General features: G+C 72.0%; 18 protein-coding genes and 1 pseudogene. 6 read left to right on the forward strand and 13 right to left on the reverse strand.

Features of this window, described 5'->3' with window-relative positions; genetic code table 11:
• Positions 1–8 precede the first annotated feature (8 nt).
• Genes J2S43_RS31020 through J2S43_RS31030 form a run of 3 tightly spaced genes read right to left on the reverse strand, consistent with a single transcriptional unit; the run spans position 9 to position 2198 of the window.
• A complete protein-coding gene (locus J2S43_RS31020) occupies positions 9–617 on the reverse strand; it encodes a hypothetical protein (protein ID WP_306835107.1) in 609 nt (202 codons plus the stop codon).
• A 48-nt stretch (positions 618–665) separates the two neighbouring features.
• Entirely contained in the window at positions 666–1394 is a 729-nt protein-coding gene (locus J2S43_RS31025) for an MOSC domain-containing protein (protein ID WP_306835108.1), read from the reverse strand.
• A gap of 45 nt (positions 1395–1439) precedes the next feature.
• Positions 1440–2198, reverse strand: a complete 759-nt coding sequence (locus J2S43_RS31030; RefSeq protein ID WP_306835109.1) for a hypothetical protein — start codon at positions 2196–2198, stop codon at positions 1440–1442.
• Positions 2199–2368: 170 nt separating this feature from the next.
• Here J2S43_RS31030 and J2S43_RS31035 point away from each other — a divergent pair, with 170 nt between their 5' ends.
• Complete coding sequence (locus J2S43_RS31035; protein ID WP_306835110.1) at positions 2369–3535, forward strand: DNA recombination protein RmuC; 1167 nt, start codon at positions 2369–2371, stop codon at positions 3533–3535.
• Here the strand turns inward: J2S43_RS31035 and J2S43_RS31040 are convergent.
• On the reverse strand, positions 3498–4469 hold the full coding sequence (locus J2S43_RS31040) for a 4-hydroxy-3-methylbut-2-enyl diphosphate reductase (RefSeq protein ID WP_306835111.1): 972 nt from the start codon (positions 4467–4469) through the stop codon (positions 3498–3500). The two genes, J2S43_RS31035 and J2S43_RS31040, sit on opposite strands and share 38 nt — an antisense overlap.
• Positions 4470–4553: 84 nt before the next feature.
• Between J2S43_RS31040 and J2S43_RS31045 the strand changes: the two genes are divergently transcribed.
• The 3 genes and pseudogenes from J2S43_RS31045 (at position 4554) to J2S43_RS31055 (ending at position 8290) form a co-directional block, all read left to right on the forward strand.
• Positions 4554–5066, forward strand: coding sequence for a hypothetical protein (locus J2S43_RS31045; RefSeq protein WP_306835112.1), 513 nt, complete (start codon positions 4554–4556; stop codon positions 5064–5066).
• A gap of 1605 nt (positions 5067–6671) precedes the next feature.
• Positions 6672–7844: pseudogene (xseA, locus tag J2S43_RS31050) on the forward strand (exodeoxyribonuclease VII large subunit); the annotation flags it as partial.
• Positions 7845–8074: 230 nt separating this feature from the next.
• The gene (locus J2S43_RS31055; protein ID WP_306835113.1) at positions 8075–8290 is read left to right on the forward strand and encodes an exodeoxyribonuclease VII small subunit; all 216 of its coding nucleotides are present in this window, start codon (positions 8075–8077) and stop codon (positions 8288–8290) included.
• A 212-nt stretch (positions 8291–8502) separates the two neighbouring features.
• On the opposite strand, the gene J2S43_RS31060 is transcribed toward J2S43_RS31055, so the two are convergent.
• The 4 genes from J2S43_RS31060 to J2S43_RS31075 all read right to left on the reverse strand — a co-directional run bounded on the left by J2S43_RS31060 (position 8503) and on the right by J2S43_RS31075 (position 11724).
• Positions 8503–9294, reverse strand: a complete 792-nt coding sequence (locus J2S43_RS31060; protein WP_306835114.1) for a hypothetical protein — start codon at positions 9292–9294, stop codon at positions 8503–8505.
• Positions 9295–9357: 63 nt separating this feature from the next.
• Positions 9358–10176, reverse strand: a complete 819-nt coding sequence (locus tag J2S43_RS31065) for a hypothetical protein (protein WP_306835115.1) — start codon at positions 10174–10176, stop codon at positions 9358–9360.
• Positions 10177–10190: 14 nt separating this feature from the next.
• The gene (locus tag J2S43_RS31070) at positions 10191–11009 is read right to left on the reverse strand and encodes a hypothetical protein (protein WP_306835116.1); all 819 of its coding nucleotides are present in this window, start codon (positions 11007–11009) and stop codon (positions 10191–10193) included.
• A gap of 97 nt (positions 11010–11106) precedes the next feature.
• Positions 11107–11724 carry a DUF4245 domain-containing protein gene (locus tag J2S43_RS31075; protein ID WP_306835117.1) on the reverse strand — a complete coding sequence of 206 codons (618 nt, stop codon included), beginning with the start codon at positions 11722–11724 and terminating at the stop codon, positions 11107–11109.
• Between the two features lie 175 nt (positions 11725–11899).
• Here J2S43_RS31075 and glpX point away from each other — a divergent pair, with 175 nt between their 5' ends.
• The gene (glpX, locus tag J2S43_RS31080; RefSeq protein ID WP_306835118.1) at positions 11900–12919 is read left to right on the forward strand and encodes a class II fructose-bisphosphatase; all 1020 of its coding nucleotides are present in this window, start codon (positions 11900–11902) and stop codon (positions 12917–12919) included.
• A gap of 71 nt (positions 12920–12990) precedes the next feature.
• Here glpX and J2S43_RS31085 read toward each other — a convergent pair whose 3' ends face one another.
• The 3 genes from J2S43_RS31085 to trpB all read right to left on the reverse strand — a co-directional run bounded on the left by J2S43_RS31085 (position 12991) and on the right by trpB (position 15897).
• Positions 12991–13740: a GntR family transcriptional regulator gene (locus J2S43_RS31085; protein WP_306835119.1), complete on the reverse strand. Its 750-nt coding sequence runs from the start codon at positions 13738–13740 to the stop codon at positions 12991–12993.
• 256 nt (positions 13741–13996) lie between these two features.
• Positions 13997–14767 (reverse strand): tryptophan synthase subunit alpha, encoded by a 771-nt coding sequence (gene trpA, locus J2S43_RS31090; RefSeq protein ID WP_306835120.1) that lies wholly within the window; start codon positions 14765–14767, stop codon positions 13997–13999.
• Complete coding sequence (gene trpB, locus J2S43_RS31095) at positions 14764–15897, reverse strand: tryptophan synthase subunit beta (protein ID WP_306835121.1); 1134 nt, start codon at positions 15895–15897, stop codon at positions 14764–14766. The genes trpA and trpB overlap by 4 nt, the downstream gene beginning before the upstream one ends.
• A gap of 91 nt (positions 15898–15988) precedes the next feature.
• On the opposite strand from trpB, the gene J2S43_RS31100 reads away from it, so the two are divergent.
• Entirely contained in the window at positions 15989–16681 is a 693-nt protein-coding gene (locus J2S43_RS31100; RefSeq protein WP_306835122.1) for a TetR/AcrR family transcriptional regulator, read from the forward strand.
• 38 nt (positions 16682–16719) lie between these two features.
• Here J2S43_RS31100 and J2S43_RS31105 read toward each other — a convergent pair whose 3' ends face one another.
• Together J2S43_RS31105 and J2S43_RS31110 are read right to left on the reverse strand one after the other, a co-directional pair.
• Positions 16720–17355 (reverse strand): rhomboid family intramembrane serine protease, encoded by a 636-nt coding sequence (locus tag J2S43_RS31105; RefSeq protein ID WP_306835123.1) that lies wholly within the window; start codon positions 17353–17355, stop codon positions 16720–16722.
• Between the two features lie 68 nt (positions 17356–17423).
• Positions 17424–18248 (reverse strand): serine protease, encoded by an 825-nt coding sequence (locus tag J2S43_RS31110; RefSeq protein WP_306835124.1) that lies wholly within the window; start codon positions 18246–18248, stop codon positions 17424–17426.
• Positions 18249–18266: the final 18 nt, after the last annotated feature.

The following is an 18266-nucleotide window of genomic DNA, read 5'->3' on the forward strand; positions in this document are numbered from 1 at the left end:
GTGCGCTGCTACAGCGGCAGCGCCCCGGTCAGGAACCGGAAGCCGAGGAGCATGGTGATCAGCGCGGGACCGGCCAGCAGCGCCGCGCCCTGCAGGCGGTAGGCGATCCGGTGCCGGGCCAGCTCCAGCGCGTTGCCCAGCACCACCGCGCCGGCCGCGATCAGGTAGAGCGCCCACCAGTGCTCGGGCCAGGCGAACAGGTCCGCGCGTAGCAGGAAGAACGCGGGGCCGACCGTGGCGCCGAGCAGCGCCAGGCCGGCGATCGTGCGGTGCAGCGCGCGGGCGACCGGGTGCGGCGGCGCCCAGAGGTAGGTGCCGGCGACCGCGAGGCAGGGCAGCGTGACCATCAGCGGCCAGCCCCAACCCATCCGCGTCGCGATCAGCAGCGCGCCGACCGTGCCCGTGAGCAGGCCGGCGCAGAGCACCAGGTAGCCCAGGAACGCGATGCCGCGGCCCCGGGTCAGCAGCGCCACCCCGGAGGTGACCATCAGCCCGGCCGGGATCAGGATCGCGTTCGCCCACGGACGGCCGGTGTCGTCCCAGACCAGGTTGAGCACCATGATCGCGAGCAGCGCGAGGCCGGCCGTGAGCGCGGCGATGTACCGGGGATGAGTCACACCACCGACTCTGCCGCAGTCGCCCGGGCCACGGCCATCCTGCTGGCCCTACCTCTCCGCGGCGGTCAGCACCACCGGGTCGCCGACCGCCACCGGGCCCGGCTCGACCGGCGAGGCGTAGACCCCGAAGCACACGTCCCGCTGCCGGGCGATCGCGCGCAGGATGCCCGGGTCGCGGCGGGCGGTCACCGGATCCACGTTCACGATCATGCAGCGCTTGTCCCGGCGGTCCAGGTGCAGGCGGGCGCCGCCGACGGTCAGCGTGGCGCCGATCCACGCCTCCTCCGGGAACGCGGGCGCGGTGTCGCCGGCCTCGATCAGCAGGTTCGGCCGGAAGCGCAGCGGGTCGACCTCGGCGTCGCCGAGCAGCCGGGACAGGCCGTCGAGCGACGCGGTGCTGAGCACGCTGAGCGGCGCGGAGTCGAACAGGCCACGGTTGAGCTTCATCACCCGGACGCCGTCGCCCAGCTCGGCCGCGAGCGCGGGGCCGTCCACGTCCAGCTTCTCCCCGGACGGCGTGGTGACCAGCACCGGCGACGCGTCCGGGCGGTCCGGCTCGGCAAGCCACGGACGGTAGTGCAGCAGACCGGGCTTCTGCCGGATGGTCAGCCACGGGAAGTCGTTGCGGGCCGGCAGATCCCGGACGAACGCCCAGCGGCGGTCGCCTGCCAGGCCGTGCCACCCCAGGTCCGAGCGGTCCAGCGCCTCCGCGGCCATCGACTTGACCGGGTAGCGCCAGAGCGCGGCGACCCTGCCGACCTCGATCCCGTGCGTCACCAGCCCCACCCTGTCGAGCCGTGGTGGGGCTGTCAACCGGCGCGCCTAGAAGTCACCCCCGAAGTCACCCCCGCCGAAGTCACCGCCACCGAAGTCACCGCCACCGAAGTCGTCTCCGCCGCCGACGTCACCGCCACCGTCCTCCAAGCCCTCCTGGTAACCGTCGGAGTAGCCCTCGTCGAAGCCGGCCATGCCCGGGTCGGCGAACGCGGGCGAGAAGAGCGCGTCGAAGATCAGCATGCCACCGACCACGCCGGCCGCGGTGCCGAGCGCGGACTTCCAGACCGGCGTCGAATACCACCCCTGGGGGACCGGGCGGCCGTTCACCCGGCCGCCGGGGTAGTAGTACGGCGTCTGCGAGCTGGAGTGCGGGCCGGCCTTGAACGTCTGGCCCTGCACGTTGACCTCGCGCTCCTTGGTCAGCGTGCCGGCACCGCGCGCGGCCGCGAGCTGCGGCACCTCCGGCCCCGGGTCGATGCCCATCGCGACGCGGGCGGCCCGGATGTAGGCCAGGCCCTCCAGCGCGGTCTCCCGGGCCAGCTGGAACTGCGTGGTCGTGCGCGCCTGGTCGAGCTGGCCGCCGGCCGCGTTGTAGCGCTCGGACGCGTCGGCGAGCGCCTGCCTGGCCGCGGGCTCGTCACCGTGCAGGTTCATCACCTGGCCGCCGAGCCGCTCATACCACCGGTGGGCGTCGGCGCGCGCGTCGCCGAGCTCGCGCTCCCGCCGGGACGCACTCGACCGCTGCCAATAGAAGACGAAACCGCCGATCATGACGACGAGAAGAAGCACCAGCACGAACTCCATGGAGTGAACGGTAGCTCCGCCGGGCGACCTCCGCTCAGGGCGCGGGCGCTGTGAATCTGCTGGAAAGCGCGTCTGCTCCGGTCGGGAGCGGCGGCGAATGGCGATCATTTCTCGGATAAGGGCCGTGGCGGTCCCGGGCCCGGAGCGCCCGCTGCGGCATCCTCGATGAAATGGAGCTCTCGACCGTGGTCGTGGTGATCGTCTGTCTCGGTACCGGCGGCGCGCTCGGCTGGCTGCTGGCCCGCTCGCGCTCCTCCGCCGAGCTGGCCCGGCTGGAGGCGACGCTCGACGCCACCCGCGACGGCGAGCAGCGGCTGGAGGCGTCGCTGCGCGCGCTGTCGTTCGAGTCGACCGCGCAGTCGCAGGAGGCGGTGGCCCGTGCGGTCGCGCCGCTGCACGACGCGCTGCGCCGCTACGAGCAGCGCGTCGCCGAGCTGGAGCACGAGCGCGTCGACGCCTACGCGGAGCTGCGCGAACAGGTCCGGGCCATGAACGCGGTCGCGGGCGGCCTGCGGACCGAGACGAAGCAGCTGGTCGCCGCGCTGCGGGCGCCGCAGGTGCGCGGCCGGTGGGGCGAGCACCAGCTGCGCCGGGTGGTCGAGGCCGCCGGCATGCTGGAGCACTGCGACTTCGCGGAGCAGGTCACGGCCGCGACCGACACCGCGACGGTCCGGCCCGACCTGGTGGTGCGGCTGCACGGCGGCCGGACCGTGGTGGTCGACGCGAAGGCGCCGTTCGAGGGCTACCTGACCGCGATGGAGGCCCGGGACGAGCGCAGCCGGGACACCGCGCTGGACGCGCACGCCCGTCACCTGCGCGGGCACGTGGACGCGCTGGCCGCGAAGTCGTACTGGACCGCGTTCGACGACACGCCGGACTTCGTGGTGCTGTTCGTGCCGGCCGACACGTTCCTGGACGCGGCGTTGCAGCGCGACCCGATGCTGCTGGAGCACGCGTTCGCCCGCGACGTCGTGCTGGCCACGCCGGCCACGCTGATGGCGCTGCTGCGCACGATCGCGCACGGCTGGCGGCACTCCGAGCTGACCCGGAACGCGACGGTCGTGCACGGCGTGGCGCGCGAACTCTACGGCCGGCTGTCCACGCTGGGTGACCACGTGAGCAAGCTGGGCGCGTCGCTCGGCGGCGCGGTCACCGCGTACAACCGGGCCGTGGGTTCCCTGGAGTCACGCGTGCTGGTCAGCGCGCGCAAGCTGGCCGACCTGGGCGTCTCCGGGGAGATGCTGGAGACGCCCGCTCAGCTGGAGGTCGCCCCGCGGCAGCCGCAGGCGCCCGAACTGATCACGCCTGAAGAGCAGCCTTCTTCATATCCCGCTTGAGCTCCTGCGGCAGCGAGAACGTCAGCCGCTCCTCCGCCGTGAGGATCTCCTCGACGTCGCCGAAGCCGCGCGCGGCCAGGTGCGTCAGCACGTCCATCACCAGGTCGTCCGGCACGCTGGCGCCGGAGGTCAGGCCGACCGTGGTCGCACCCGAGAGCCACTCGTCGCGGATCTCGTGCGCGAAGTCGACCAGGTGGCCGGCCCGCGCGCCGTACTGCAGCGCGACCTCGACCAGGCGCACCGAGTTCGACGAGTTCGTCGAGCCGACCACGATCACCACGTCGCACTCCGGCGCGATCTCCTTGACCACGTGCTGCCGGTTGGAGGTCGCGTAGCAGATGTCGTCGCTCGGCGGCGAGACCAGCAGCGGCAGCTTCGTCTTCAGTCGCGCCACGGTCTCCATCGTCTCGTCCACGGAGAGCGTGGTCTGGGACAGCCAGACGACCTTGCTCGGGTCACGCACGGTGACCTTGTCGACGCCGTCCGGCCCGTCGACCAGCTGCACGTGCGCGGGAGCCTCACCGGCCGTGCCGATGACCTCCTCGTGCCCCTCGTGGCCGATCAGCAGGATGTCGTAGTCCTCCGCGGCGAACCGGCGGGCCTCGTGGTGCACCTTCGTCACCAGCGGGCAGGTCGCGTCGATCGCGCGCAGGTTCCGCGCCTTCGCGGACTCGTGCACCGTGGGGGCGACGCCGTGCGCGGAGAAGATGACGGTGGCGCCCTCCGGCACCTCCTCGTTCTCCTCCACGAAGATCGCGCCCTTGGCCTCCAGCGAGGTGACCACGTGCTTGTTGTGCACGATCTGCTTCCGGACGTAGATCGGGGCGCCGTAGAGTTTCAGCGACTCTTCGACGGTCTGCACCGCCCGGTCCACACCCGCGCAGTAGCCACGCGGCTTGGCCAGCAGGACCCGCTTACGGCTCGTCTCGCTCACCCCGCCATGGTACGCACGTCGGCACCGTACCCCGCGGTCCTGCGTTCTGCCCCACACCGTTCCGTCGGGGCTCAAAATAGCCCTATGGCGGACGAACAGGGAAAACTGGCCGCGCTGGGCTCGGCGATCCCGGTCGCGCTCCGCCGCAGCCTCGCGCTGCTCAGCATGTTCGCCGGCGGCTGGCTGATCTTCATGTCCGCGACCTCGGTCGCCAACCCGCGCCTCGTCGTGCTCGCGACCGGCTACCTGCTCGGCGGCGCCCTCCTGCTCTACGCGGCCCGCTGGCACGTGCTGACCGCCTGGACATCCGGCGCGGCCGCGCTACTCGCACCGGCCGGAACCGGAGCGTCGCTGCTCGTCCGCGACCAGGGCTCGCCGGCCGCGTTCTCCTACACGCTGCGCCGCGGCTACCCCCTGCATGCGATGCACAAGACCGCGCCGGGCGAGACCGTGCCGATCGCGCGCGCCGCACTGGACGACGTGCCGTGGCGCCCCGACTGGGGCCACGCCGCCGCCGACGCGCTGTTCTGGGCCTACTGCGGCCTCGCCTTCGCGATCCTGGTCACCCTGGCGGTGCGTTCTCTTTCCAAGAACTGATAGTCCCGCTTCCGGCGTGGGCGCGCTGGGCATGCTCCCGCGGGCACCGGTCCAATGCCACTTGGCCTAAGTTGAGTTTGACCCGTGGCCGGCCCGGCAGCAGCGCCCCGGCCTGCGGAAATCCTGTCCGCCGCATCCCGCGGCGGACAGTCGAAGGCGGGCACGTGGTGTGCGAACGCGTTGGTCAAAGACCATGATCAACTTTGGCTAAGTGGCATTGGACCGGTGCCCGCGGGCGGCCTCCCTGCAGGTCCCAGCCCACTCACCACCACCCGAGCCCGGCCCAGCCCGGCCCGGCCCAGCCAACGCTGCCACCAGAGCCCGCAGGCCAGAGCCGGACCCGGCGCGCTCCCGGTAGAACCGGTAGGCATCCTCGCGCTCGAAAACTCTGCACACTGACCTTTCAGCATCAGGGGTCAACGTGCCAAGGGATCCATGATCCAGGCGTCCCCGACGTCGTTCTAACGACGTCGGGGACGCCTGGATCACGGGAAAGCCGCCGGGCGGGTGACCTCGGCCCCGAAATCTCAGCAAAACGACCGGCATGCTCATCACCCACGTCGCGCGGCTCAGTGGGTCGATACCGGCGCCTGAGTGATCAATCAGTGGAGCAAAAGATAGGTCAACTAGCGAAGTTGACCTATCTTTTGCTCCACTGATTGATCACTCAGGGCTGGTGGGGAGCCCGTCCACCGAGATCTGTCACGCGGGCACGACAAAATATGGCGAGATTTCGGGCGCGGTGGCCGGCTTGCGCAGCGCCCGGCTTGCGCGGTGGCCGGCTGGTGGAGCGCCCGGCTTGCGCGGTGGCCGGCTTGCGCGGTGGCCGGCTTGCGCGGTGGCCGGCTTGCGCGGTGGCCGGCTTGCGCGGTGGCCGGCTTGCGCGGTGGCCGGCTTGCGCGGTGGCCGGCTTGCGCGGTGGCCGGCTTGCGCGGTGGCCGGCTTGCGCGGTGGCCGGCTTGCGCGGTGGCCGGCTGGTGTAGTGCCGGGCTTGCGCGGTGGTCGGGGTGGCGTGGTCACCAACGCGGACCTTCGGCCCCGGCGGCTCGCTCGGGCCGGTGCGGGGGTTCGGGTTGCGTGGTGGCTGGCTCGTGGGGCGCCCGGGGTGCGCGGTGGATGGGGCGAGGCCCCGGGTTGTGGGGGTTTCGACGGCTTTGCAGGGAGGCCGCCTGCGGCCGGCCGGTGCCCGATGACACTTAGCCTGAGTTGAGTTTGACCCGAGGCCGGCCCGGCAGCAGCGCCCCGGCCTGCGGAGATCCTTTCGCCGCATCCGGCGGCGGACAGTCGAAGGCGGGCACGTGGCGTGCGAACACGCAGGTCAAGACCATGATCAAAATAGGCTAAGTGGCATTGGGCATCGGTCGTCGCTGGCGCTCCTCCCTGTCTGATCCGTTGTGGTCGCTTCAACCCCCTCCGGGACCCGCCGCTGTCCCGCGGTCACCAGCGCGCCGGGGAATTGTCGGGGGGCCGTTCTAGGGTGTGGGGGTGACACAGACCGGGCCGCCACCGACGACGGGCGCCGCGCGACGCAACGGCGCCGGCGCTCCCTCTGCCGCCGGCGCGACCGGCGGGGCGGGTGCCAGCACGGCGGAGGAGCCGTGGCCGGTGCGTGTGGTCAGTCAGAAGGTCAGCGCGTGGATCGCCAAGCTCGGCTGGGTCTGGGTCGACGGGCAGGTCGCGCAGATCAACCGGCGCCCCGGCAGCGGCACGGTCTTCATCACGCTGCGCGACCCGGCCGCCGAGCTGAGCCTGACCGTCACCACCAGCCACGAGGTGCTCAGCGTCGGCGCACCCGAGCTGTCCGAGGGCGCGCGCGTCGTGCTCCGGGCCAAGCCGGAGTTCTACGCGGCACGCGGCACGCTCAGCTTCCGGGCCGACGAGATCCGCCAGGTCGGGCTCGGCGAGCTGCTGGCCCGGCTGGAGAAGCTGAAGCGCCTGCTCGGCGCCGAGGGCCTGTTCGCCCGCGAGCGGAAGCGGCGGCTGCCGTTCCTGCCGCAGCGGGTCGGCCTGATCACCGGCCGCGCGTCCGCGGCCGAGCGCGACGTGCTGACCAACGCACGCCGCCGCTGGCCCGGCGTGGACTTCCGGGTGATCAACGTGGCCACCCAGGGCGTCTCCGCGGTCCCGCAGATCCTCGACGCGCTCAAGGTGCTCGACGACGACCCCGGCACCGACGTCATCGTGATCGCGCGCGGCGGCGGCAGCGTGGAGGACCTGCTGCCGTTCTCCGACGAGGCGCTGTGCCGCGCCGTCTTCGCCGCCCGCACGCCGGTGGTCAGCGCGATCGGCCACGAGGAGGACACGCCGCTGCTCGACTACGTGGCCGACGTGCGCGCCTCCACCCCGACCGACGCCGCGAAACGCCTGGTCCCCGACCTGACCGAGGAGCAGCGCCTGATCGCGCTGGCCCGGCACCGCCTGGACCGCGCCGTCGCCCACCGCCTCGACCGCGAGTCCCAGCGCATCGACGCCTGGCGCTCCCGCCCGGTCCTGGCCCGCCCGCACGTCATGCTCGACCAGCGCGCCACCGAGGTCACCGCGCTCCGCGACCGCGCCGAGCGCACGCTCGGTCACCGGCTCTCCACCGCCACCAACGGCCTCTCCCACACGCTCGCCCGGCTCCGCGCGCTCTCCCCCGCCGCCACGTTGCAGCGCGGCTACGCGATCGTCCAGCGCACCGCCGACGCCCACGTCGTCCGCACCACCGACGACGCCGCCCCCGGCACCCCCCTCACCATCCGCCTCACCACCGGCTCCCTCCCCGCGACCGTCACGACTTCCGGCACAGACCCGGCCACCGGAGCCGGTGACCCCGCCGTTGCCGGCGACAGTGCCGCGCGGGGCGATGCCGAGAGTCCGGTTGCCCCGAAGGCGCGCGCGCCGCGGAGGACGACCACCGCGCGGGCCGGCGACGAGGACGTGGCGGTCGGCGACGGCGAGCCGGCGGTGCGGGAGACCACCGCGAAGCGGGAACGGACCAAGACCGCGAAGTCCCGGAAGGACACTGCATGACGACCGAGCAGAAGACGCCGCAGAAGATGAGCTACGAGCAGGCGCGCGAGGAGCTGGGCCGCGTCGTCGAGCGGCTGGAGGCCGGCGGCACGTCGCTGGAGGAGTCGCTGGCGCTCTGGGAGCGCGGCGAGGAGTTGGCCGCGCTCTGCCAGCGCTGGCTCGACGGTGCCCGCGCCAAGCTCGACGCCGCCCGCGAGGCCCGACCGCAGTGAACTGCACGTCGGCTGGACGACACCGCCCTTGTGCAGTGTGCGCGCCGTCCAATTTCTCGCGCTGTCCAGTTCCTCTGGACAGCACAGAATCCTGGACACAGTGATGTGCGCCGTACGGTGGCCGGGAACCGCGTAGCGCGAACCGCGCGCACGGCATCCGTGCGGTGAGCCGTGCCGTGCGGTGGCCGGAGCCGCCGCATGGCACGGCGGCGTCAGCGGGCGGCGGAGAGGTCCAGCTTGTAGAGGGATTCGGGGGCGTCGGCATAGGTGCCTGCGGCCGGGACCGGCGGCAACGTGCCGATGTCGTGGCCGAAGCTGACCGTCATCGTGGTGGTGACGCCGGTGACGGTGACGTCGGCGGCGAAGCCCAGCAGCCGGCCCTCGGTGTCCGTCTCCGCGCGGAACGGGGCCCTGCGGGTCGCCACCTCCTCGGAGCCGCTGGTGGGCGTACCGAATCGGTGTGGGTGCAGTGTCTTCAGGTTGACCGTGCCGGTGAACGTGTGCGCCGTCCGCTGCTCAACGGTTTTCAGGCTCTCCTCGAACACGGCCCAGTCGACGATGATCTGACTGACCGGATCGATGAGGTCCTCGGAGCGGGCCGGGTCCACCCGCAACCACGTCGTGCCGTCGAAGCCCTCGATCTGCGGCCGGCTCGCGATCTCGCTCATGTCGAACTTCAGGTAGCGCTCGTCCTGGCCCACGTCGTACACGTCGATGGTCATGGTCCCTGCGGGGTCGTCGATCGTGACGCTGGCGAGCTGGGCCCCGGCGTCATGGTCGACCGTCACCCGGCCGTTGCGGCCCTGGCCGAGATCGACCTTGTAGAAGTATCTGCCCGCGCCGAGCCCGGCGGTCGCGGCGGCCAACGCCGGTTTCGCATCGGCCGCGGGGGCCGGGGACGACGTCGCGCCGACGGCGGCGCGCTCGTCGGCGGTGCATCCGGCCAGCGTGGCCGAGAGGACCGCCACCAGGGCGACGGCGACGGCTGAGGTAGCGCGGAGCATCGGTGATCCTTCGGTGGAGTGGCTGGTGCGGGCGACCGGCGGCCGCCCGCACCGAGGTGTGGATCAGGTGGTGATGTCCTGGCCGGAGAAGCCGGCCGGCGGGTCGACGAACTGGCCGGCGCGGGGCGCGGGCGGGAAGCCGATCTCGTCCCAGCCGCGGAAGGTCATCGTCATGGTCATCTTCTCGGTGCCGACCTTGACGTCCGCCTTGAAGACCGAGATGCGGTTCTCGATGTCGGTCTCGGCGCGGAACGGCACGTTCTTCGCGGCGTCCTCGAAGATCTTCGTCTCCGGGTCCTGATTCAGGCTGCCGAACTTGTTCGGGCTGAGCGCGGTCAGGTCCATCGTGCCGGTGAACGTGTGCGCGGTGTTCTGCTGGATCGTCAGGATGCTGCGCTCCACATAGGCCGGGTCCAGCGCGATCTCGTCCATCGCCTCGGTGAGCCCGCCGGCCTGGTCCGGGTCGATCCGCAGCCACTTCCGGCCGTCGAGTCCCTCCGGAAGCCGGCCGGCGCCGCCCAGGTCGCCGAGGAACTGGCGCATGTCCATCTTCATGAACAGGAACTCGGGCGTGATGTGGTACTCGAACGTCATCGTCTCGTCGGCCTCACCGGCGATCGTGACGGTGGCGTGCATCGAGTCGGTCTCGTTGTCGACCAGGACCGTGCCGCCCATGCCCGGGTCGTAGGAGATGTCGTAGGCGAAGCGGCCCTCGCTCATCGCGGCGAACGAGGAGGCCAGCGCGGCCTTCGGATCGACCGCGGGCGCGGAGGAGACCGCGGGTGCCGGCGCGGCGGCATTACCGCCGGGGAGGTTGGCGCAGCCGGCCAGCAGGGCCGACAGCGTGACGGCCGCGGTGACCGCGGTGACTGACTTACGCATATCTGAAATCCACCTCAGGACTGGCTGTTGAGCTGCGCGTACGTCTCGTCGGTGGCCTCGACCACGTCGGCGCTGGCAGGCTTGACCGGTGCCGCGGCGGCACCGTACTCGGAGATCGTGATGGTCAGCGGCGTGCCGCCGAGGTCGTAGACGAGGGACGTCAGCCGGCCCTGGCCGTCGAGCGCCGCGGTGAACGGCACGGCCTTGAGCTTCGCGTCGGGCTCGGCGCCCTCCTGGGTCAGCACGTATTCCGAGGGGGCGTGGTCGTAGAGGTTGGCCACGCCCTTGTACTGCCCCGGACCGGTCTGCTCGGCCGAGACCAGGCCCTTGCCGAGCGGGGCCGCGACCCCGGCCAGGTCGGTGTCCTTGAACGAGATGCCGGTGAAGTCCTGCGCCTTGGCCGGGTCGAACATCAGCCACTTCTTGCCGTCCAGGCCGAGCGGCGTCAGCTCGCCGGTGCCGGTGCCGAACGCCTCGGCGAGGACCGCGAAGATGTCGGTCCGCAGGTAGGTGCTCCCCGGCTCGGTGTAGTACAGCTCCAGCTTGAAGCCCGGCTCTTCGGTCATCGTCGAGGTGAGCGCCATGGACCGGCTGGGCCCGTGCACCACACCGGAGGTCTTCATGCCGGAGGAGTCGGCGGTGAACGCGTAGTGCGTGTCGATGTTGATCGCATTGGCGGACGCGGCTAGCGCGGCCTTCGGGTCGGCCGGAACGGCCGGTGACGCGGGCGCGGCGCCGGGAGCGGCGGACGGCTCAGCACCGCAGCCGGCGAGGGCGAATGTGAGCGCGGCCAGACCGGCGACGCCGGCCCGGATTCCCCGTGAGGACTTCACTATGGACTTCTCCATCGACGAGTGCTGGAAGAAAGCTGGGAGCACCGTACCGATGGGGGGTGACAGATTTTCGCCATTTAAAGGAGTGGAACGGGCCTCAGGCCAGGCTGTCGGCCAGTTCGCGCAGCTCGGCGTCCTCGGCTGTGCCGACGATCACAATGGTGCGGTCCGGGGTGAGCAGCACCAGCGCGGTCTCGGCCGCGCGGGCCGAGTAGGACTGCCATTGCTGCCCGTCGATCGTCAGCTGCTCGCCGGGGCGGGCGCTGGTGGTCAGCTCCGCCGGGAGCAGCACCTCCGCCGGGACGGACGACTCGACCAGCAGGACCGCGCCGCCGGACGGGCTGACGTACCCGATGCGCAGTGATTTTCCGCCCTCGACCGTGCCGAAGCTGGAGGTGGTCGGGCTCCAGTCCTCGCTCAGGCCGGCCGGTGCCAGGACCGGGAACGCGCCGGACGCGCGGGCGGACTGGATGGACGGCGCCGTGTCCCGCGCGATCGGGTCCGCGCCGTCCAGGAAGAACTGGTAGTAGCCGACCATCAGCGCGAGCGGCACCATGATCGCCGCCAGCGACAGCACCATGTCCTTCCAGTTCCGCTCACGCCGAGCGGCCGGAGCCGCCGGAGCCACCGCAGCCGGAGCCGCGGCCGGAGCCGCAGCCGCGGCCGGAGCAGGAGCCGGTTCCGCCGGGGAGGAGCTGTTCTGGTCCGCGTCCACGTCACCATCCTGACGGATCCGGGCCGGGAGCCGTCATCCGGCACACCCGGGCGCGACCGAGACCACTGCATGCATCCCTAACACTTCGGGAAGGACACGTGCCAGGATCGGGTGAAGACGCCCAACGCACAGCGTAAGGCGATCGACCGACTCCGCAACGTAGCGAGGAGGCCGCATGACCGCCAACATTCCCCAGGACCTCGACCGCAACCTGGCGCTCGAACTGGTCCGCGTGACCGAGGCCGCCGCGATGGCCGCCGGCCGGTGGGTCGGTAAGGGCGACAAGGAGGGCGGGGACGGCGCGGCCGTCGACGCCATGCGCAAACTGATCAACTCCATCTCGATGCGCGGGGTGGTGGTGATCGGCGAGGGCGAGAAGGACAACGCCCCGATGCTCTACAACGGCGAGATCGTGGGTGACCAGTCCGGCCCGGAGGTGGACGTCGCGGTCGACCCGATCGACGGCACGACGCTGATGGCCAAGGGCATGCCCGGCTCGATCGCGGTGCTCGCGGCCGCGCAGCGCGGCGCCATGTTCGACCCGAGCGCGGTCTTCTACATGGAGAAGCTCGCGGTCGGCCCGGAGTACGCCGCGGTGATCGACATCGAGGCCGGCGTGCAGGAGAACCTGCGCCGGATCGCGAAGGTCAAGGGCGGCGGCGTCTCCGACGTCACGGTCTGCATCCTGGATCGGCCCCGGCACGCCGACCTGGTTCGCGAGGTCCGCGACGCGGGCGCCCGGATCAGGTTCATCTCGGACGGTGACATCGCCGGCGCGATCGCCGCGGCCCGGGAGAACGCCGAGGTCGACGTGCTGATGGGCATCGGGGGTACACCGGAGGGCATCACCGCGGCCTGCGCGCTGAAGTGCATGGGCGGCGAGATCCAGGCGAAGCTGTGGCCGCAGGATCAGGCCGAGCGGGAGAAGGCGCTGGCCGCCGGCCACGACCTGGACCGCGTACTGACCACGGACGACCTGGTCACCGGCGACAACTGCTTCTTCGTCGCGACCGGCGTGACCAGCGGTGACCTGCTCAAGGGCGTGCGCTACCGGTCCGGTGGCGCGTACACCCAGTCGATCGTGATGCGGTCGAAGAGCGGCACGATCCGCACGATCGACTCGTTCCACCGCCTGGAGAAGCTGTCCCACTACTCCTCGATCGACTTCAACGGCCAGATCCCGCTGAACGACTGACCCGCTTTCCGGTGATCCGGGCGTCATTGAAGTCGTCAGAACGGCTCCATTGACGCCCGGATCACGAAACGTCAGGCGTGCCAGCGCAGGGAGAGGCCGGAGGCGGCGCGCTCGGCGCGGATCTCCATGACCGTGCCGAGGATCGTCGCCCGGTCCATCACCACGGGCGTGTCGTCGAGGCCGAACGTGACCCGGTCGCTGAGGAACACCGGCGTGCCGGCCGGCTGGCGCAGCAGCGTGGCGATCGGCGCGTCCAGCAGCGCCGGGCGCAGCCGCTCCCGGGCCCGGTGCACGACCACGCCCTGCTCGGCGAGCGCGTGGTAGAGCGAGGTCCGGGCGAAGTCGACGTCGAGCAGCGCGGCGCCGTACGGCGCGCGCACCCAGGACACCTGGTGCAGCGCGGGACGACCGGCGATCAGCCGGACCCGTTCCACCCGGGTGATCCGCTCGCCGGCCGGCAGCCCGAGCGCGTCCGTGGCCCAGGCCGGCGCCCGGCGCGCGCCGATGCCGATCACGTCGGTGCCGACCACGTGCCCCTGCTCGCGCAGGTCGTCCGCGAGGCTGCGCAGCGAGTCCAGCTGGTACGCCGCGGCCGGCTCGGCCACGAACGTGCCGCGCCCGGCCTGCTGGCTGAGCAGCCCGTCCGACTCCAGCCGGGCCAGCGCGGCGCGGAGCGTGGCGAGCGTGACGCCGTAGGCCGCGCTCAGCTCGCGCTGCGGCGGGAGCGCGGATCCGGGCGCGTACTCCCCCGCCCGGATCCGCGCGGCCAGGTCGGCCGCGATCGTCAGATACTTCGGCTCGCGCCGCTCCCGCGTCTCCACCCGCCAGACATTAGTGGTGCGCCGTCGCCTTTCGGGAAGATCAAGACCAAGATCAAATTCTTGATCTTCCCGCTTCCGGCGTGGTGCGGCCCGCATGCTCCCGCGGGCACCGGCTCCGCTGTGGCCGGGACGAACCCCGCGCGGCTACTGCGTTGTTCAGCAATGTGGGCGCCGGGCGCCTCGTCCGCGATCGAGGCGTCCCCATGTCGTCAGAGCAGCATCGGGGTTCTGTGCCGGCGGACGTCTGGGCAGCTCACTACACCGATTCTGGGGCGCGCACGCCGGTCCCGGAGCGCGTCGACTCGCGGAAGCGGGCGACCATCGCGCCCAGCTCGGCCGGGGACGCGCCGTCGAGCAGGCGGCGCATCAGCGCGGACGCGACCACCACGCCGTCCGCGTCCCTGACCGCCGCGGCCGCGTGCTCCGGCGTGGAGACGCCGAAGCCGATCAGCACCGGCAGCTCGGTCAGCGCGCGCACGGCCGCGGCCAGCGGACCCGCGCCCGCGTCGAGACGATCCCGCTCGCCCGTCGTACCCAGCACCGACACCGCGTAGACGAACCCCTGCGCGCTCACCGCGATGTCCCGCAGCCGGTCCGGCCGGGTGGACGGCGCGACCAGCGGGATCAGGTCGAGCCCGGCCGCGTTCGCCGCGTCGCGGATCGGCGTGACCTCGTCGAGCGGCGCGTCCGGCACGATCAGCCCGGCGATCCCGGCGTCGGCCAGCCGCGCGCAGAATCCCGGCCGGATCGCGAGGTTGGTGTAGGTCATCACGATCAGCGGCACCTCCGCGCGCATCGCGCGCACCTCGGTGAGGATCGAGTCGAGCGTGGCGCCGCGGGCCAGCGCGCGGTCCGAGGCCTCCTGGATCGTCGGCCCGTCCAGCATCGGGTCGGAGAACGGCAGGCCGATCTCGATGGCGTCCGCGCCGTTGTCCCGGTAGGCGCGCAGGCAGTCGGCCCAGTCGCCGGTGATGCCCCCGGTCACGTACGGCACCAGCTTCTTGGTGGATTCATCCGTAAAGATCATTGAAAGATCTCCATGTCCTTGTCGCCGCGGCCGGAGAGCGTCATCAGGACGGTGAGACCGGCCAGGTCACCGGCGTTGCGCACGATCCAGGCGAGCGCGTGCGCGGACTCCAGCGCCGGGATGATCCCCTCGGTCCGGGCCAGCCGGTGCACCGCCTCGATCACCTCGCCGTCGCCGGCGGACGCGTATTCCGCCCGGCCGATCGCGGCCAGATGCGCGTGCTCCGGCCCGATCCCCGGATAGTCCAGCCCGGCCGCCACCGACGAGGCCTCGACGACCTGCCCGTGCGCGTCCTGCAGCACCATCGACCGGTGCCCGTGCAGCACGCCCGGCGACCCGTTCGTCATCGCCGCGCCGCCGGCCGCCTCCACGCCGACCAGCCGCGCGCCGGTGTCCGCGAAGCCGGCGAACGTGCCGGCCGCGTTCGACCCGCCGCCCACGCAGGCGACCACCACGTCCGGCACCCGCTCCACCTGGGCGCGCGCCTCGTCGCCGATGACCCGCTGGAATTCCCGGACCATCCACGGGTACGGGTGCGGTCCCATCACCGAGCCGATGCAGTAGTACGCCTCCGCGGTGTCCGCGACCCACCGGCGCATCGCCTCGTTCGTGGCGTCCTTGAGCGTGCGGCTGCCGCTGCCGACCGGTACGAGCGTGGCGCCGAGCATGCGCATGCGGCGCACGTTCGGCGCCTGGCGCTCGATGTCGCGCTCGCCCATGAACACCACGCACGCAAGCCCCAGCAGCGCGGCCGCGGTGGCGGCGGCCACGCCGTGCTGGCCGGCGCCCGTCTCGGCGAGCAGGCGCCGCTTCCCCATCCGGCGGGCGAGCAGCGCCTGCCCGAGCACATTATTGATCTTGTGGCTGCCGGTGTGCGCGAGATCCTCTCGCTTGAGCAGCAGCGTCAGGCCCAGCTCCGCGGAGAGGCGGCGGGCCGGCGTGACCGGGGTCGGCCGCCCGGCGTACACGGTGAGCAGCTCGTCCAGGTCCTTGCGGAAGCCGTCGTCGGACCACGCGTCGCGGAACGCGGCCTCGACCTCCTGGCACGCCGGGACCAGGCTCTCCGGGACGAACCGGCCGCCGAACTCACCGAACCGCCCACGCTCGGCGGGCTCGCTCATCACGCCCATGCCATACCTCCACAGTTCTAGAACTCTCCAGGGAGTGTGGCATATCTTTCGGCAGAGTTCTAGAACAGCCGCGGACGACTAGAGTGAGGGCATGACCGCACCGTCGCTGCGCCGGCGCGTCCGCGCCGAGATGATCGGCGAGATCAAGGCCGTCGCCCGTCGCCACCTCGCCGCGGACGGCGCGAACCTCTCGCTGCGCGCGGTCGCCCGCGACATGGGCATGGTGTCGTCCGCGCTGTACCGGTACTTCGCCGGCCGGGACGAGCTGCTCACCGCACTGATCATCGACGCGTACGACGCGGTCGGCGCCGCGGTGGAGGCCGCGGACGCCGCCGTGGACCCCGGCGACCACCGGGGCCGGCTGCTCGCGATCGCGCGGGCGGCACGGGAGTGGGCGGTGGCCCACCCTGCGGAGTACGCGTTGATCTTCGGCAGCCCGGTCCCCGGCTACACCGCGCCGGCGGAGACGATCGGCCCGGCCAGCCGGCAGACGACCGCGATCGTCGGCGTCGTCCGGGACGCGGCCGCGGCCGGGCGGCTCGCGCCACGGCTCCCGGACCGGGAGATGCCGCCGGTCGTGCGCGACGAGATGGCCGCGGTCGCACGGCTGATGCAGGCCGAGCTCCCGCCGGACACGGTGGCCCGGACGATGCTGGCCTGGGTGCAGATCTACGGCCTGATCAGCTTCGACCTGTTCGGCCACTTCCTCAACAGCGTCTTCGACCGGGCCGCGTTCTTCGACCACCAGGTGAACACGGCCGCCGACCTGATCGGCCTCCCCTGACCGAGATCGGGATGCCCTGATCTCGGTGCGGGTGCGGGTCAGTCCAGGTCGTAGGCGCCGGCGGGCACGATGCGCCGCCGGCGGAACAGGATCGCCGCGATCGCGCCACCGAGCAGGCCGAACAGGTGCCCCTGCCAGGAGACCGTGCTGGTGGTGGGCAGGATGCCGAGCAGCGACCAGCCGTAGAGCAGGCCGATCAGCAGCACCACGCCGAGGTTCCACCAGCTGCGCTCCACGATGCCGCGGGTGAACAGCAGCCCGAGGTAGCCGAAGATGACGCCGCTCGCGCCGACCACCACGGTGTCCGGGCTGCCGGTGAACCAGACGCCGACCCCGGAGACCGCCATGATGAACGCGGTCGCCCAGATGAACCGCTTACCGCCCGCGGCCAGCACGAACGTGCCGAGCAGGATCAGCGGGATGCTGTTGCCGTAGAGGTGGTCCCAGTCCGCGTGCAGGAAGTGGGCGAAGACGATGCCGTCCAGGCCGGACACGTCGTACGGCAGGATGCCCAGCGAGTAGTCCAGGCCGAGCCGCAGGAAGACGTCGAGCGCCTCGATGACGAAGAGCAGCGGGACGACCGCGCACATCGCCACGAACGCCCGGCCGATCGAGGCGTAGAACGCGTCGGTGCCGAAGCGGCCGGCCGCTTCCTGGTCCGCGTAGTTGCTCACGACTCAAAGAGCTACCAGGCGGTCGCGCGGTTCGCCAGCCGGACGGCCCAGGTCACAGATGCCGCACGTCAGCGCAGCCGGGCCAGGGCCTCGCGCAGGTCACGTGCGTGCGTCGACAGCTGCGTGTAAACGCCGGGCAGTCCCGGCCGGGCGCAGCCGATGCCCCAGCTCACCACGCCGATCTGCAGCCAGGCGCCGTAGGAGTCGCGCCGGACCAGCGGCCCGCCCGAGTCGCCGTAGCAGGCGTCCCGCCGGCCGTCGTCGACGTACCCGGCGCAGAGCATCTCGTCCGGCCGGTACGTGTAGCCGGCCGGGCGGTACGCGCCCACGCACGTGTGGTCCGCGACCAGCGGCACCTCGACGTATCGCAGTTTGCGCTCCTGTACCCGGTCCTCGCCGGTGGCGCCCCAGCCGATCACGGTGAACGTGCCCGTGTCGAGCGCCGGGGCGTCGTTCACCGCGATCGTCGGCAGGCTCAGCTTCCGGTCGAGTTGCAACAGCGCCCAGTCGTCGCCCTCGGTCACCTGTTTGTAGCCGGGCGCCATCACCGCGCGGACGACGCGGGCCTCGCGGGCCCTCCTGTCGTCCAGGTCGACCGTGTCCGCCGTGACCGCGATCCCGTCGACCGGCAGGCCGGCGGCGCAGTGCGCGGCGGTCAGCACCACTCGCGCCGCGACCAGCGTGCCGGCGCATCCGCCGGAGACCCGGACGACCCACGGGAACTGACCGGTACGGGCCAGGTCACCGCCGACCACCTCAAGGTCGTGGCGCCCGGCCGCGGCCGGTGCCGGGAGGGCCGCCGCCGGCAGGAACAGAGCGAGAAGCAGCGAGGGTACGGCGAGCGCGCGCTCCCACCCGTACCGGCGAAGGGTCTTGCTTGTGCTGTGCGGCATCTCAGGCAGCATAGGTGG

The sequence above is a fragment of the Catenuloplanes nepalensis genome (assembly GCF_030811575.1).
Lineage (GTDB): Bacteria > Actinomycetota > Actinomycetes > Mycobacteriales > Micromonosporaceae > Catenuloplanes > Catenuloplanes nepalensis.

Bases quoted from the DNA above. Each gene is read 5' to 3' on its own strand.
- J2S43_RS31030 (WP_306835109.1), bottom strand. From the start codon at position 2,198: ATGGAGTTCGTGCTGGTGCTTCTTCTCGTCGTCATGATCGGCGGTTTC.
- J2S43_RS31035 (WP_306835110.1), top strand. From the start codon at position 2,369: ATGGAGCTCTCGACCGTGGTCGTGGTGATCGTCTGTCTCGGTACCGGC.
- J2S43_RS31045 (WP_306835112.1), top strand. From the start codon at position 4,554: ATGGCGGACGAACAGGGAAAACTGGCCGCGCTGGGCTCGGCGATCCCG.
- J2S43_RS31055 (WP_306835113.1), top strand. From the start codon at position 8,075: ATGACGACCGAGCAGAAGACGCCGCAGAAGATGAGCTACGAGCAGGCG.
- J2S43_RS31060 (WP_306835114.1), bottom strand. From the start codon at position 9,294: ATGCTCCGCGCTACCTCAGCCGTCGCCGTCGCCCTGGTGGCGGTCCTC.
- J2S43_RS31065 (WP_306835115.1), bottom strand. From the start codon at position 10,176: ATGCGTAAGTCAGTCACCGCGGTCACCGCGGCCGTCACGCTGTCGGCC.
- glpX (WP_306835118.1), top strand. From the start codon at position 11,900: ATGACCGCCAACATTCCCCAGGACCTCGACCGCAACCTGGCGCTCGAA.
- trpA (WP_306835120.1), bottom strand. From the start codon at position 14,767: ATGATCTTTACGGATGAATCCACCAAGAAGCTGGTGCCGTACGTGACC.
- trpB (WP_306835121.1), bottom strand. From the start codon at position 15,897: ATGGGCGTGATGAGCGAGCCCGCCGAGCGTGGGCGGTTCGGTGAGTTC.
- J2S43_RS31100 (WP_306835122.1), top strand. From the start codon at position 15,989: ATGACCGCACCGTCGCTGCGCCGGCGCGTCCGCGCCGAGATGATCGGC.
- J2S43_RS31110 (WP_306835124.1), bottom strand. From the start codon at position 18,248: ATGCCGCACAGCACAAGCAAGACCCTTCGCCGGTACGGGTGGGAGCGC.